The following is a 14348-nucleotide window of genomic DNA, read 5'->3' as shown; positions in this document are numbered from 1 at the left end:
GACCGCGGTGCCGTACGCGACCGCCGACTACTTCGCCGACGCCCGCTTCCGCCACAAGGACGACATCGACGAGGCCGTGCACGAGGAGGGCCTGGTCGCGATCCTCGGCGTGCCGCTGCGGCTCGGTCAGCGGGTGATCGGCGTGCTGATGGCGGCCAACCGCAGCGCGCGGCCGTTCCACCAGGAGGAGGTGTCGCTGCTGGCCAGTCTGGCCGCGCACGCCGCCGTCGCGATCGACAACGCCCGCCTGCTGCAGGAGACCAGGAACGCCCTGGAGGAGCTCTCCCACGCGCACAGGACGGTCAGGGAGCACGGCGAGGCGGTCGAGCGGGCCGCGATGGCCCACGACCGGATGACCTCGCTGGTGCTGCGCGGCGGCGGCATCGAGGACGTCGCCGCCGTGGTGACCGACGTGCTCGGCGGGTCGCTGGCCGTGCTCGACGACCTCGGCCGGGCGATCAGCGGCGACGTGGGCGAGCTCGACGCCGGGGTGTTCGAGGCGGCGCAGGCGTCACGGGCGCTGGGCCGCACGGTGCGCCGTGGCGACCTGCTGATCGCGTCCGTGGACGTCGGCGGCGAGCCGCTGTGCACGCTCATCCTGCGCAGCGACGACGCGGACGAGCGCATCCTGGAGCGGGCGGCGCTGGTGTGCGCGCTGCTGCTGCTGTTCCGCAGGAGCGTGGCCGAGGCGGAGGGCCGCGTCAGGGGCGAGCTGCTGGACGACCTGATCAGCCGGCCCGGCTCCCCCGGCCTGGCCGACCGCGCCCGCAGGTTAGGCGTCGACCTGGGCGCGCCGCACGTCGTGGTGGTGCTCAAGCACGGCGGCCAGCGGGAGCGGGCCGCGTTCTGGGCGTCGTCGCAGGCCACGATGCGGCACGGGCTGGCCGCGGGCCGGGGCGACGAGGTGGTGCTGCTGCTGCCGGGCCGGAACGCGGGCGCGGCCGCGCAGCGGGCCGCGGCCGAGCTGAGCGCGTCCCTGCACACTCCCGCCACGGCGGGCGCGTGCGACGTGCGCGGCCAGGAGGTCGCGGCGGCCTACCAGGAGGCACGGCGGTGCGCCGAGGCGCTGATCGCGCTCGGCCGGGCCGGCGACGGCGCGAGCGCGGCCGAGCTGGGCTTCCTCGGGCTGCTCGTCGGCGACGGGCGCGACGTGCGCGGTTTCGTCCGCCGGGTGCTGGGCGCGGTGGTCGACTACGACGCCCGCCGGGGCACCGCGCTGGTCGCCACGCTGGCCGCGTACTTCGGCTCGGGCGGCTCTCCCTCCCGTACGGCCGAGGCCATGCACATCCACGTCAACACCGTCACCCAGCGGCTCGACCGGATCGGCAAGCTGCTCGGCGACGGCTGGCTGGAGCCCGAGCGAGCCTTGGAAATCCAGCTCGCGCTCCGCCTGCACCGGCTCGGCCACACATCGACCACCGAGACTGTGGGTCCCGACCCCATATGAGTGACGCCGGTCACTCCTTACCGTGACCGGCATGGCCACTTCCATCAAGAAGATCGTCGCCGCGAGCCTGATCGGCACCACCATCGAGTGGTACGACTTCTTCCTGTACGGCTCGGCAGCCGCCCTCGTGTTCAACAAGCTGTTCTTCCCCGAGTCCGACCCGCTGACCGGCACGCTGCTGGCGTTCCTCACGTACGCGGTCGGCTTCGTCGCCCGCCCGCTCGGCGGCCTGATCTTCGGCCACTTCGGCGACAAGATCGGCCGCAAGACCCTCTTGGTCGTCAGCCTGCTGTTGATGGGCGCCGCCACGTTCCTGATCGGCTGCCTGCCGACGTACGAGACGCTGGGCCCGGCCGCGGCGCTGCTGCTGACGGCGCTCAGGCTCGTGCAGGGCTTCGCGCTCGGCGGCGAGTGGGGCGGCGCGGTGCTGATCGTCTCCGAGCACGGCGACAACGCGCGGCGCGGCTTCTGGGCCTCCTGGCCGCAGGCCGGCGCCCCCGGCGGCAACCTGCTGGCGACCGGCGTGCTGGCGGCGCTGGCCGCCTGGCAGTCGGAGGAGGCGTTCCTGTCGTGGGGCTGGCGGGTGCCGTTCCTGCTGTCGGGCGTGCTGGTGCTGATCGGGCTCTGGATCCGGCTGACGATCAACGAGTCGCCGGTGTTCCAGCAGGCCCCGCCCGAGGAGAGGGCCCCGATCGTCGGGGTGCTGCGGTACCACAGCAAGGACGTCGTCATCGCGATCGGCGCCCGCCTGGCGGAGAACATCTCGTTCTACCTGCTGACCGTCTTCGTCATCACGTACGCCACCACCAACGACATCCCGAACTCGACCGTGCTGAACGCGGTGCTGATCGCCTCGGCCATCCACTTCGCGACGATCCCGATGTGGGGCGCGCTGTCGGACCGGATCGGCCGCCGCCCGATCTACCTGGCGGGCGCCGCCGGCATCGGGGTGTGGATCTTCGCCTTCTTCCCGCTCGTGGACACCGGCAACTTCCTGGCCATCACCCTGGCCGTCACCGTCGGCCTGCTCTTCCACGGCATGATGTACGGCCCCCAGGCGGCCTTCTTCTCCGAGTTGTTCGGCACGAGGATGCGTTACACCGGCGTCTCCATCGGCGCCCAGCTGTCGGCGATCGTGGCGGGGGCGCTGGCCCCGGTCATCGCGGTCGCCCTCCTGCGGAGCTACGGGAGCAGCGTGCCCATCTCCATCTACCTCGGGCTGGCGGCGGTGCTCACCCTGGCCGCGGTCTACGCCGCCCGCGAGACGCAGGGCCGCGACCTCGCGGAAAGGACGCCCGCGCGATGAACGTCACCACGCCGAGACTCGTCCAGCACGTCCTTACCGTGGAAGGGCGGATGAGCGGCGAGCCGGTGCTGTTCGTGCACGGCAACGTCTCCTCCGGCGCGTTCTGGCGCGACACCATGGCGGCGCTGCCCGCCGGTTACCGGCCGCTCGCGGTGGACCTGCGCGGGTTCGGCGCGAGCGACCCCGCGCCGGTGGACGCCACGCGCGGGCTGCGCGACTACTCCGACGACGTGCTGGAGCTGCTCGACGCCCTCGGCCTGGACGGCGTCCACCTGGTCGGCTGGAGCATGGGCGGCGGGGTCGTGCTGCAGGCGCTGCGCGACCGGCCGGCCGCCGTCAGGAGCGTCACCCTGGTCAACCCCATCTCGCCGTACGGGTTCGGCGGCACCGAAGGCCCCGGCGGCCGGCTCACGCACCCCGACGGCACGGGCGCCGGCGCAGGAGCCGCCAACCCGGACTTCGTGGCGCGCCTCAAGGCAGGCGACATGTCGGACGAATCCCCCACGTCCCCGCGCAACGTCCTCCGCTCCGCCTACGTCAAGAACCCCGCCGTCCTCACCGACGAGGACTTCTACGTACGGTCGATGCTCACCACCCGCGTGGGCGACGCCCACTACCCGGGCGACGCGGCCTCCTCCGACGCCTGGCCCGGCGTCGCCCCCGGCAAGCACGGTGTGCTCAACGCCATCGCGCCCACCCACTTCCGCCTCGACGACCTGCACGAGATCGGCCCCCGGCCGCCCATCCTGTGGATCAGGGGCGCCGACGACGCGATCGTCTCGGACGCCTCGCTCTTCGACCTCGCCCACCTGGGCGCGCTCGGCGTCGTGCCCGGCTCCCCCGGCACCCCGGCCCAGCCGATGGTCACCCAGACCAGGACGGTGCTGGAGCGCTACGGCCGCTACCGCGAGGTCGTGTTCGCCGACTGCGGCCACAGCCCGCACCTCGAACATCCCGCCGAGTTCCAGCGCGTGCTGGCCGACCACCTGAAGGACGCCTAGATGTTCGTCGCACTCTCCCTGGTCGCGAGCCTGCTGACCCCCGTGCAGCCCCTCACGGTGCCGGGCGCGGAGCACCAGGTCGTCACCGCGCTGGACGACCTGACGACCGCCGGCACGGCCGAGACCGGCCACACCGACCCCGCCGACTGGGCCGGGCTGCACTCGGCCGCCACCGTCAACCCCACCGGCGTGCCGGGCGTCCAGATCGACGGCTACTTCCCCGACACCTCCACCGGCAACACCACGCACGGCTGGAACCACGACGCCCAGTTCGTCATCCGGCTCCCCGAGAAGTGGAACGGCGGCCTGGTCGTCAGCGGCACCCCGGGCAACCGCGAGCAGTACGCCAACGACTACACGATCTCCGACTGGGTGCTGGCCAAGGGCTACGCGTTCGCCGCCACCGACAAGGGCAACGTCGGCACGACGTTCCACGAGGACGGCCGCCGCCCGGGCGACGCCATCGCGGAGTGGAACGAGCGCGTCACCCAGCTCACCGTCGCCGCCAAGGCCGTGGTGCGGCAGCACTACGGCCGCAAGGCCAGCAGGACGTTCGCCGCCGGCATCTCCAACGGCGGCTACCTGGTCAGGTGGCAGCTGGAGAACCGCGGCCACCTGTACGACGGCGGCCTCGACTGGGAGGGCACCCTCTGGCGGCTCAAGGGCGACAACCTGCTGAACTACCTGCCGCAGGTGCTGAAGGCGTATCCGGACCCCGACGGGGTGCGAGCCGCCGGGTTCGCGCCCGGCTCGGAGTTCCTCTGGCCGTTCCACCGCGACTACTACTGGGAGCTGACGCAGGAGATCTACCAGAAGGAGCTCGACCCGTCGTACGCGGGCGCGCCGGAGGACTACGACTACGACGAGCGCCGGCCGTACGCGGCGATGGCGAAGATCGCGCTGACCGGCCGGATCACCAAGCCGCTGATCACCCTGCACGGCACGCTCGACACGCTGCTGCCGATCTCGCGCTCCTCCGACGTCTACGCCGAGATGGTCGGCCCGCACCGTCCGTTCCGCTACCACCGCGTCGAGGGCGGCAACCACCTCGACAGCCTCGTGGACGTCCACCCCGGCCGCCTGCAGCCGATGCTCCCGCTCTTCCGCACCGCCTTCACGGAACTGGAGAACTGGACGCTTCACTCCTTGAGGTAGCGGTGCCTGCCGGCGCGCGCCCAGCGGACGAGGTGGCGTGCGCCGGGCAGTCGCCGGCCGAGCCGGTGCAGCGCGGTGTCGCGGCCCAGCGGCGAGCGCTGCCGGAGTGCGGCGCTCGCGGGGCGCACCTCGACCCGGCCCCGGCGCACCTCCAGGGCGAAGCGCAGCCCGACCTCCTCGTCCGGGGAGCGCAACGAGCACGTCCAGCCGCCGGGGCCGAGGTCGTCGGCACCCGCGACGAGCCGCTTGACCGGCACCTTGGCGACCAGCTGGCCGGCGATCCTGCCCGGCACCCCGGCCTCGACCAGGGCGGGCGCGCTCGCCTCGCGCTCGCGCCGCCCGATCCCACGCAGCACCAGCTCCAGCGGCGGCCCGCCACTCGGCGGCACGTACGGCACCGGCAGCACGACGTACAGGTTGCCGTCGAGCTGCTTGACCGACACGCCCGGCGACACCAGCGCGATCGACTGGGTGAACGAGCGCGGCTCGATGGCCAGGCTCAGCTCGCCGCGATCGCTCCAGCACGGCACCACCAGCCGCATCCGGGGCCGCTGGGCGAGCACGCCCAGGCAGTTGAGCGGGCCCTCGGAGCTCCTGACGCGGCTTCTGGCCTGGTTGGCGCCGCTGTACATGCGCACGTGCACTTCCCACTGGCCGGGCTTGAGCGGCTCGCCCAGCGCTGCGCTGGTCACGTCGAGCCGGGCCTCGCCCCTGACGCGCACCCGGATGCGGCGGCGGCCGTCCTGGATCCGCTCGACCTGCTGGGTCAGCGGCAGGAAGTGCACGACGCCGGTCTCGACGTGGCGGACGTACAGCTCGATGCGGGCTCGCTCGACGGCGTCGGTGATGTCGGTGACCTCCTCCGCCAGGCTCCTGGTGTCCAGGGCGCGCGGCGGCACCCAGTGCACGCGCTCGCCGTCCACCCGGTAGCGGTCTGGTGTGCCGTCGCCGTCCACGACCTCCACGCTCAACCCCAGCACGAGGACGTGGGCGTCCCAGCGCGCCTCGGTCAGGTCGGCGCGCAGGCCGGCCCGCCTGACGCAGTTCGCCATGAGCACGATCTGGTCCAGGCGGCCCGCGCGCACGTACGCGGCCACCAGGCGCAGCTGCACGGGCAGATAGCGGTCGAGCTGCTCGGGGAAGCGGCGGGCGGTGAGCTCCTGCACGACCCGGAAGTGCACCCCCCGGTCCACGGACGACTCGGCGAACCTCTCGGTCAGCAACGGGCGCAGGGCGGCGTAGCGGAACCAGTGGGCGTACATGCGGTCACGCTGGCGGCCCTCGCCCACGTACGTGTCGATGTCGTCGAGCAGCGCGTGCAGCTCGCCGGCGATCGCGCGCGGCTCCTCCTCGGCGCGGGGACGCTCCCCGAGGTGGCAGCAGACGTGCTCGGCCAGCACGGCGATCACCTTGGCGTGCAGGTACGCCCGCATCACGAACGCCTGCTCGCCCATCCGGCTGCCGCTGGCCGGGAAGCCGAGCTCGTGCTCCTCCAGGAAGGCGCGGCGGTAGAGCTGTTGCGGGATGAGCAGGGTGAGCAGCCGGTCGCGCAGGACGTCCGCGCGGGCCGTGCTGCGTTCGAAGGCGGTCATCGGCGGGCCGTAGTCGCGGACCAGACGGCCGATCAGCACGTCGGCGTCGGTCTCCACGGCGCGGTCGTGCATGCGCTCCAGGGCGTCGCGCTCCAGGCGGTCGTGCTGGCCGAGGAAGTAGACGTAGTCGCCGGCGGCCGCGGCGAGGCCGACGTTGCGGCCGCGCATCGGCGAGCCGGTGTGCGGGAGGTGCAGGGCACGCACGTTCGCGCGGGTGGCGGCGATGCTGTCCAGGCGCTCGGCGATCCCGTCCGTGGACCCGTCGTCCACGAAGATCACTTCGTACGTGTCCGCGGGCATGGTCTGCTCCAGGGCGGAGCGGATGCACGCGTCGGCGGTGTCACCCGGATTGTGGACATTGACGATCACACTGACCTTCACACCCATGCGGCCAGCGTGCGCCGACATATCCGGCCGGGCTCGGCGGCTTGCCGATTAGAGGCGCAAAGTTGACCCGTTAATACCAGCCCACGGACTGTGAATGACCCCAGGCGGCACAGGGCGTGCCGTAACGGCCCTTGATGTAACCGAGTCCCCACTTGATCTGGGTGGCGGCGTTGGTCTGCCAGTCGGAGCCGGCGCTGGCCATCTTGCTGCCGGGCAGCGACTGCGGGATGCCGTACGCGCCGGAGTAGCGGTTCATCGCCCGCTCGTTCCAGCCGCTCTCCTTCGTCCAGAGCGACTCCAGGCAGCCCCACTGGTCGGCGCCGAACCCGAACGAGGCGAGCATGGACTTGGCGGTGGCCTTGTTGCTGCCCGGCGAGGGGTCGCTGCCGGGCGGGAAGTTCATCGCGGGGAAGCCGCCGCCGGAGGGCGCCTGCTTGGGCACGACCCACTTGAGGCCCTTGCCGGTGCCGCCGCGGTCCTCCTCCAGCCGCTCGGCCCGGAATGCCTGCTCGGCCGCGGCCTTGAGCGCGTCCGTCTCGGGGTCGGGCGCGGCGAGGTCACCCGCGGCGAGCTTGCCCAGCTCGTTGAGGGTGAACTGCTCCGAGGGCGGCTCGTTGGCGTTCTGGACGGCGCGGTAGGCGGTGAAGCCACCGCCGCCGAGGACGACCGCGAGCGACAGGACGGTGACGATGACGCGCTTGGGGGTGAAGGCGGAAGGCCGGCGCGCCGAGGGGAGGTCTTCCTTCGGGGGGCGCTCTCTCAGCTGCGGACGCGGGCTCACGAACCATGAGCTTGCCCTGTCATGGGGGGTGGTCCGCAACCGAAACGCGGGAATTCCTTGCCGCGAACTTTGCTAAGTGCCCTTTTAGCACGATTTTTGGCAAAATATGTGACTTCAGTCACATAGAGAACTGGCTCCCCTTCGGGCACCCGTACCGAAGGGGAGCCGCCTTCAGAGTGACGGCTCCACGTCGGCGTCTCTTCCACACCACGTCACAGTTTGGTGACTTAGTTCGGGCATTCGGAACATTCATTAATAATGTGCGCGTGGCTGGCATCCTCCTCGTCGAAGACGACCCCTCGGTCCGCACGGCCCTGGAGCTCGCGCTGACCCGTCAGGGACACTCCGTCACGTCGTACGCCACCGGCGAGGAGGCACTCGACCACATCAGGGCCCGCCGCCCGGAGATCGCCATCCTCGACGTCATGCTCCCCGGCATCGACGGGGTCGAGGTCTGCCGCCGCGTACGCAAGCTCGACCAGCTCCCCGTCATCCTCCTCACGGCCCGCGGCGACGACCTGGACGTGGTGGTCGGGCTGGAGGCGGGCGCCGACGACTACGTGGTCAAGCCGGTCGAGCCCCGCGTCCTCGACGCCCGCATCCGCGCCGTCCTGCGCCGGGCCGAGTCGGCCACCTCCGACCGGATCACCTTCGGCGACCTCGTGATCGACCGCGGCGCGCTCAAGGTCGCGCTGGCCGGCAAGGAGATCCACCTGACCCCGACCGAGCTGCGGCTGCTGCTGGAGCTCGTCCGCCACCCCGGCCAGGTGCTCAACCGCCGCTACCTGCTGCGCGTCGTCTGGGACCACACCCACATCGCCGACTCCCGGCTGGTGGACGCCTGCGTCCAGCGCATCCGCGCCAAGATCGAGCCCAGACCCGCCGAGCCCGTCTTCATCCACACCGTGCGCGGCTTCGGCTACCGGTTCAGCCCTCCGTGATCCGTAAACCGACGGGGTTGCGCGCCCGACTGGTCATCACGTTCACGCTCGTCGCCGTCACCGCCACGCTGGCCGTCGCCACGATCGGGTACGAGCTGGCCAAGTCCGCGCTGGTCACCAGGACCGAGACCACCGCGCTCGACCTGGTGACCCGGGAGCTGAGCAGCATCACGTTCCCGATCGGCACGCTGCGGCCCGGCGAGGCCGCGCCGACGCACAGGGAGCTGGAGGTCCTGGCCCACGCGCTCAGCGGGCCTGGCCGTACCGTGCTGGTCGAATACCGCGGCACGGTCGCCTCCGAGGGCCCGCTGACGCTGACCGACGTGCCCAACGAGCTGTACGGCCGGGCCAACCAGAGCCTGGTCACCCAGCGGGTGATCGTTCACGACGAGCTCTACCTGCTCGTCGGCGCCGAGGTCTACCGCGACGAGGAGGGCGTGTCCGAGGCCACGGGCCTGCGGGCGTTCGCCTTCTTCCCGCTGCGGGACGACGAGGCCCAGCTCGCCACGCTCAGGACCACGCTGGCCAGGACGGGCGTGGTCATCGTGCTCATCGCCCTGGGGGTGGCGCTGCTGTCGGCCCGGCAGGTGCTGCTGCCGGTCAGACGGCTGAGCGCGGCGGCCCAGGCGCTCGGCCAGGGGCGGCTGGACACCCGGCTGCCCGTGCACGGCAAGGACGAGCTGGCCGAGCTCACTTCGCAGTTCAACGACGCGGCGGCGGCGCTGGAGCTGAGCGTGGCGGAGCTGCGCTCGCTGGAGGCGATGTCCCGCAGGTTCGTCGCCGACGTCTCCCACGAGCTGCGCACGCCACTCACGTCCATGACGGCGGTGGCCGACATGCTCTCGGAGGAGGCGAGCCGGCTGCCGCAGGCGCCAGCGGAGGCCGTCCGGCTGGTGCTCAAGGAGATCGAACGGCTACGCGAGCTGGTCGAGCACCTCATCGAGGTCAGCCGCTTCGACGCGGGCACCGCCACGCTGAACCTGGAGCCGGTGACCGTGGCCGACGCCATCGAGGACTGCCTCAAGACGCGCGGCTGGACCGACCAGGTGACGGTGCAGGCGTCGCAGGGCCTGACGGAGAACCTCGACCCCCGCAGGTTCGACGTCATCGTGGCCAACCTGGTCGGCAACGCGCTCAAGCACGGTGCTCCCCCGATCGTGGTCAGCGCCCGGGCCACGGAGAACGGACTGGAGGTGAAAGTGCGCGACCACGGTGAGGGCATCGCGCCCGAGGCATTGCCCCACGTCTTCGACCGCTTCTACAAGGCCGGCGCCGGACGGACCCGCAGCCAGGGCAGCGGCCTCGGCCTCGCCATCGCCAAGGCCAACGTCCAGCTGCACGGCGGCACGATCTCCGTACGCCGGCAGGAACCCGGCGCCCTCTTCACGGTCTGGCTGCCGCACGCATGAGGACATTCCGCGCCGCGCTGCTGCTCGCCTGCGTCATCGCGCTGCCGGCCTGCGGCATCACACCCACCGACGTGCAGGACCAGGGCCACGCGCCCACCGTCAGGATCCCGCCGCCGTCCAAGACGATCTACCTGCTCAGGGACGGCGAGCTCGCCCTGGAGCCGGCCGACGTCGCGGACGACACCGTCAACAGCCTGCTCGGGGCCCTCTTCCGCGCCTCCACGCAGCCGCTCGGCGACCGGGACACCGCGCTGCGCGGCTTCACGTACCTGCGGACCAAGAACTCGGTCAACCCGGTCCACCGCGACGAGGTGCAGCTTCCGCGCACCTCCACGCTGACCGTCTACATCAGCGGCGAGGGCACGCTGACCAGGCTCGGCAAGGCGCAGATCGTCTGCACCGCCCAGCAGGACGCGGCGTACGAGATCGTCAGGATCGTGCGGGAGAACGGGAACCGCCCCCCCGAGTCGGAGGGGCGGTACACCTGCGGCGAGCTGAAGTGATCACATGGTGACGTCTTCGAGCATCTCGGTCACCAGCGCGGCGATCGGCGAGCGCTCCGACCTGGTCAGCGTGACGTGGGCGAAGAGCGGGTGGCCCTTGAGCTTCTCCACCACCGCGACGACGCCGTCGTGCCGGCCGACGCGCAGGTTGTCACGCTGCGCCACGTCGTGGGTGAGCACGACGCGGGAGTTGGCGCCGATCCGGCTGAGCACCGTCAGGAGCACCCCGCGCTCCAGCGACTGGGCCTCGTCCACGATCACGAACGCGTCGTGCAGCGACCGGCCGCGGATGTGGGTGAGCGGCAGCACCTCCAGCATGCCCCGGTCGAGCACCTCCTCGATCACCTCGGGCGAGGTGATCGCGCCGAGCGTGTCGTAGACCGCCTGCGCCCACGGGCCCATCTTCTCGCCCTCGGTGCCGGGCAGGTAGCCCAGCTCCTGGCCGCCCACGGCGTAGATGGGGCGGAAGACGACGACCTTGCGGTGCTGGCGGCGCTCCAGGACCGCCTCCAGGCCCGCGCAGAGCGCGAGCGCCGACTTCCCCGTGCCGGCCCGGCCGCCGAGCGAGATGATGCCGATCTCGGGGTCCATGAGCAGTTCGAGCGCGACGCGCTGCTCGGCCGAGCGGCCGTGCAGGCCGAAGACCTCGCGGTCACCGCGCACGAGACGTACGGACTTGTCGGGCTGCACCCGGCCCAGTGCCGAGCCCTTGGCCGACAGCAGCCGCAGGCCGGTGTGCGTGGGCAGGTCTCTGGCCTCGTCGAGGTCGGCGGTGCCCTGCTCGAAGAGCGTCTCCACGTCTTCGGCGGTCACCTGGATCTCGGCCATCCCCGTCCAGCCGGACTCGTGGACCAGCTCGGCGCGGTACTCCTCCGCCGCCAGGCCGATCGAGGCCGCCTTGACCCGCAGCGGCAGGTCCTTGGAGACGAGGACCACGTCGCGCCCCTCGGCGGCCAGCGAACGCGCGACCGTCAGGATGCGCGTGTCGTTGTCGCCCAGACGGAATCCGACGGGCAGAATGGACGGGTCGCTGTGGTTGAGCTCAACCCTGATCGTGCCGTCCCCCGTGGGCATCGGCTCGTCCAGCCGGCCGTACTTGATCCGCAGATCGTCGAGGTAACGCAGCGCCTTCCTGGCGAAGTAACCGAGCTCGGGGTGATGTCGCTTTCCCTCCAGCTCGGTGATGACCACGATCGGAAGGACGACGTCATGCTCGGCGAAGCGGGTCATCGCGGCGGGGTCGGCTAGCAGAACCGACGTGTCCAGGACGTACGTGCGCTTGGCCGGCTGGTGAGTAGGGTTGCTCGAGGACACTGCCACACGTTCTCCCCCGGGCGCCCATCTGGTGCGGGCACCCTGCAGACGAGGTGGGAATCGGACCGGTCCCGCGTCCCCGACCGCGAACTGCCGTCGGCGCCGGAGGCCGGCCCCCTTGGCAGTTCATGGCGCAAAGGCGGGCCCTCTCCGAAATGTCCGACCTGTGACCGGACACTTCCAACGTTACGTCCTGGATACCCGAATGTCGCGTCAGGAACCGTAACGTCGGTGTCTCGCAGCGTAGTCGCGCAGCGCCCGCAGGAAATCGACCCTGCGGAAGTCAGGCCAGTACGCTTCGTGGAAGTAGAACTCAGAATGAGCGCTCTGCCAGAGCATGAAGCCCGACAGCCGCTGCTCGCCCGAGGTCCGGATGAGGAGGTCCGGATCGGGCTGGCCGCGAGTGTAGAGATGCTTCGCGATGTGCTCGACATCGAGCACCTCGACGAGGTCCTCGATGCTCGCCCCCTTGCTCGCGTGCTCCTGGAGCAGTGAGCGCACCGCATCGGCAATCTCACGTCTTCCTCCATACCCAACTGCAACGTTCACAATCAGGCCTGGACGGTTTGATGACGCTTCTTTTGCATTTTTCAGGACATTGGCCGTGCTATCCGGAAGCAGATCGAGCGCACCCACCGGGATGATCCGCCAACCCTCGTCGACGAGTTCCTGCGTCACGTCCTCGATGATGCGCAGCAGCGGCTCCAGCTCCTCGCTCGGCCGGTTGAGGTTGTCGTTGGACAACATCCACACCGTGACGACCTCGACACCGGTCTCACGGCACCAGTGGAGCAGCTCGGAGATCTTGTCCGCGCCCTTGCGGTGGCCCGTGGACACGTCGCTCATGCCCATGGCACGCGCCCATCGGCGATTGCCGTCGATGACGACTCCGACATGTCGCGGGATGCTGTCCTTGGACAGCTCGGCCTCCAGCCGTCGTTCGTACAGCCGGTAGACCAGGTTGCGCAGGCCCACGGAGTGCCTCCCCAGCGCTGCTGTGATTAGTTGCTTCAACACGCAATTATCACCGCGAATCGCCCATGCCCGCGCCTTGTCCGGGATTCCTCGCCAGATCTCTACCTTCCAGACACCCTTCGGCCTCCCGCACGAGCTGCCCGATGAACAGCGACAACTGCGAGGACGTCAGCACCGCGCGCATGCCCGCGCCCGTGGCGCCCCAGGCCTCCACGTACGCCCGCCGCGTCAGGCGCCACTCGCCGCGCGCGGGCTGCCACACGGGGATCGTCCTGAGCTGGCAGCGCAACTCGCCGCCGCCGACCAGGCCGGCCCGGGTGCGGTAGCGGAAGGAGAACAGCTCGCTGTCGGGCTCCTCGTCGGGAAAGCGGTCGTCGGGGTCGACCCAGCGCCTGGCCGCTCCTCTGCCCCGGCGAGCCTCGTCGACGCCGCGCGCCAGGCGGGTCAGCAGCCAGCCGCAGCGCTCGCCCACGCTGCCGTACGGCGTGCCGTCGCGGTGCAGCTCCAGCGTGACCTCGTACGGCGTGCCGACGCTGTCGGTGCACGCGACCGGCGTGACGCTCAGGTACGAGCCGTCGACGCAGCGCAGTCCTCCCATGCGCCTGACCGTTTCCGGGCGAAAGTCCGCTAAACGCGGCTGCCCGGGTCCCAGACGTGCTCGCGCCAGTCCGGCGGCTGGTGCCACTCCGTCCAGCCCCATCCGGTACGCCCGTCCTCGGCCGTGAAGCGGCACATCGCCCGGGGGAATTCCGCCACCCTTCCGTCCGGGCCTGTGAGGGTGACGGGGGCGAAGGCGACCGGCCGGACCGTGGTGGCGCAACCGGGAAAGCGCAGCACGCTCTCGGACGGACGGTCGCCGTCGAACGCCGTCGCCGCCGAGAAGCCGGCCACGTGCGCCAGCTTGCCGCCGTCCGGCACCTGGAACGCCGGCCAGTCCAGCTCGACGCCGACGTTGGGACGCATGCCGTGCAGGAAGGCGCCGTCCTCCATGCGGCCGCTGCTCCACAGCCAGGAGATCGACCACCAGTCGCGCACGCCCCAGCTGTGGTCGCGCTCGCCGTACCCGTGGAACGGGGCGCCGTTGACGGTACCGGTGACCACGCAGGGGACCTCGTAGCGGGGGATGATGGCGTAGCCGTAGACGCCGCCCGCCGTACGCCATTCGAGGTCGAGCGAGAGCTCCTCGGACGCCAGCCGGACCCGTACCGAGGTGAAGGGTTCGGTGGTGCCGTGGGAGGCCGTGTAGCCGTCGCCGGCCACGGCCAGGTCCTCGGAGCCGGGCAGCGGCGCCTCGTGGTCGATCACCGCCACCAGTCCGCCGTCGCGATCGACGACGCAGGCCCAGTACCAGGCGCGCCCCCAGGTGGGATAGAGCCCGAGCCGGACGTAGCCGCCCAGGCCGCCGTCCTCGGAGACGAAGTCGTAGTACCAGGACTCGTTCCACAGCGGCTCGCCGCCGGGCTCGTGCCGCCGTTCGTCCTCGGTGTCCAGGGGCCACTCGCCCATGTTGACGATCCGCATGTCGCCTCCCAAGCGC

Annotated in this window: 13 protein-coding genes; 7 read left to right on the top strand and 6 right to left on the bottom strand. The window is 71.2% G+C overall.

Annotation, left to right across the window (positions count from 1 at the left end):
- The 4 genes from E1286_RS08515 to E1286_RS08500 form a co-directional block, all read left to right on the top strand.
- Positions 1–1447: helix-turn-helix domain-containing protein (locus E1286_RS08515; protein WP_132610432.1), on the top strand; the 1447-nt coding region annotated here is incomplete at its 5' end.
- A 31-nt stretch (positions 1448–1478) separates the two neighbouring features.
- Entirely contained in the window at positions 1479–2753 is a 1275-nt protein-coding gene (locus E1286_RS08510) for an MFS transporter (RefSeq protein WP_132610430.1), read from the top strand.
- Complete coding sequence (locus tag E1286_RS08505; RefSeq protein WP_132610428.1) at positions 2750–3754, top strand: alpha/beta fold hydrolase; 1005 nt, start codon at positions 2750–2752, stop codon at positions 3752–3754. The genes E1286_RS08510 and E1286_RS08505 overlap by 4 nt, the downstream gene beginning before the upstream one ends.
- Positions 3755–4909 carry an alpha/beta hydrolase family protein gene (locus E1286_RS08500; RefSeq protein WP_132610426.1) on the top strand — a complete coding sequence of 385 codons (1155 nt, stop codon included), beginning with the start codon at positions 3755–3757 and terminating at the stop codon, positions 4907–4909.
- On the opposite strand, the gene E1286_RS08495 is transcribed toward E1286_RS08500, so the two are convergent.
- Together E1286_RS08495 and E1286_RS08490 are read right to left on the bottom strand one after the other, a co-directional pair.
- The gene (locus E1286_RS08495) at positions 4894–6888 is read right to left on the bottom strand and encodes a glycosyltransferase family 2 protein (protein ID WP_165969640.1); all 1995 of its coding nucleotides are present in this window, start codon (positions 6886–6888) and stop codon (positions 4894–4896) included. The genes E1286_RS08500 and E1286_RS08495 overlap by 16 nt on opposite strands.
- 70 nt (positions 6889–6958) lie before the next feature.
- Complete coding sequence (locus E1286_RS08490; RefSeq protein WP_246074593.1) at positions 6959–7669, bottom strand: aggregation-promoting factor C-terminal-like domain-containing protein; 711 nt, start codon at positions 7667–7669, stop codon at positions 6959–6961.
- A 266-nt stretch (positions 7670–7935) separates the two neighbouring features.
- On the opposite strand from E1286_RS08490, the gene E1286_RS08485 reads away from it, so the two are divergent.
- The 3 genes from E1286_RS08485 to E1286_RS08475 are packed head-to-tail and all read left to right on the top strand — an operon-like array spanning position 7936 to position 10522.
- Entirely contained in the window at positions 7936–8610 is a 675-nt protein-coding gene (locus E1286_RS08485; RefSeq protein ID WP_111183395.1) for a response regulator transcription factor, read from the top strand.
- A 17-nt stretch (positions 8611–8627) separates the two neighbouring features.
- Positions 8628–10019, top strand: a complete 1392-nt coding sequence (locus tag E1286_RS08480; RefSeq protein WP_246074592.1) for a sensor histidine kinase — start codon at positions 8628–8630, stop codon at positions 10017–10019.
- The gene (locus E1286_RS08475; RefSeq protein ID WP_132610420.1) at positions 10016–10522 is read left to right on the top strand and encodes a hypothetical protein; all 507 of its coding nucleotides are present in this window, start codon (positions 10016–10018) and stop codon (positions 10520–10522) included. Before E1286_RS08480 ends, E1286_RS08475 begins: the two co-directional genes overlap by 4 nt.
- Here E1286_RS08475 and phoH2 read toward each other — a convergent pair whose 3' ends face one another.
- The 4 genes from phoH2 to E1286_RS08455 all read right to left on the bottom strand — a co-directional run bounded on the left by phoH2 (position 10523) and on the right by E1286_RS08455 (position 14332).
- Positions 10523–11842: an RNA 5'-3' helicase PhoH2 gene (phoH2, locus tag E1286_RS08470; protein WP_281282638.1), complete on the bottom strand. Its 1320-nt coding sequence runs from the start codon at positions 11840–11842 to the stop codon at positions 10523–10525.
- Positions 11843–12049: 207 nt separating this feature from the next.
- Positions 12050–12811 (bottom strand): isoprenyl transferase, encoded by a 762-nt coding sequence (locus E1286_RS08465; protein ID WP_132610418.1) that lies wholly within the window; start codon positions 12809–12811, stop codon positions 12050–12052.
- Positions 12812–12860: 49 nt separating this feature from the next.
- Entirely contained in the window at positions 12861–13409 is a 549-nt protein-coding gene (locus E1286_RS08460) for a hypothetical protein (RefSeq protein ID WP_132610416.1), read from the bottom strand.
- Positions 13410–13438: 29 nt separating this feature from the next.
- Positions 13439–14332 carry a DUF7064 domain-containing protein gene (locus E1286_RS08455; RefSeq protein ID WP_132610414.1) on the bottom strand — a complete coding sequence of 298 codons (894 nt, stop codon included), beginning with the start codon at positions 14330–14332 and terminating at the stop codon, positions 13439–13441.
- Positions 14333–14348: the final 16 nt, after the last annotated feature.

Origin of the sequence: Nonomuraea terrae (genome assembly GCF_004348995.1) — a bacterium.
GTDB classification, from domain to species: Bacteria; Actinomycetota; Actinomycetes; order Streptosporangiales; family Streptosporangiaceae; genus Nonomuraea; species Nonomuraea terrae.
This window is presented reverse-complemented; position numbering and strand designations above follow the sequence as displayed.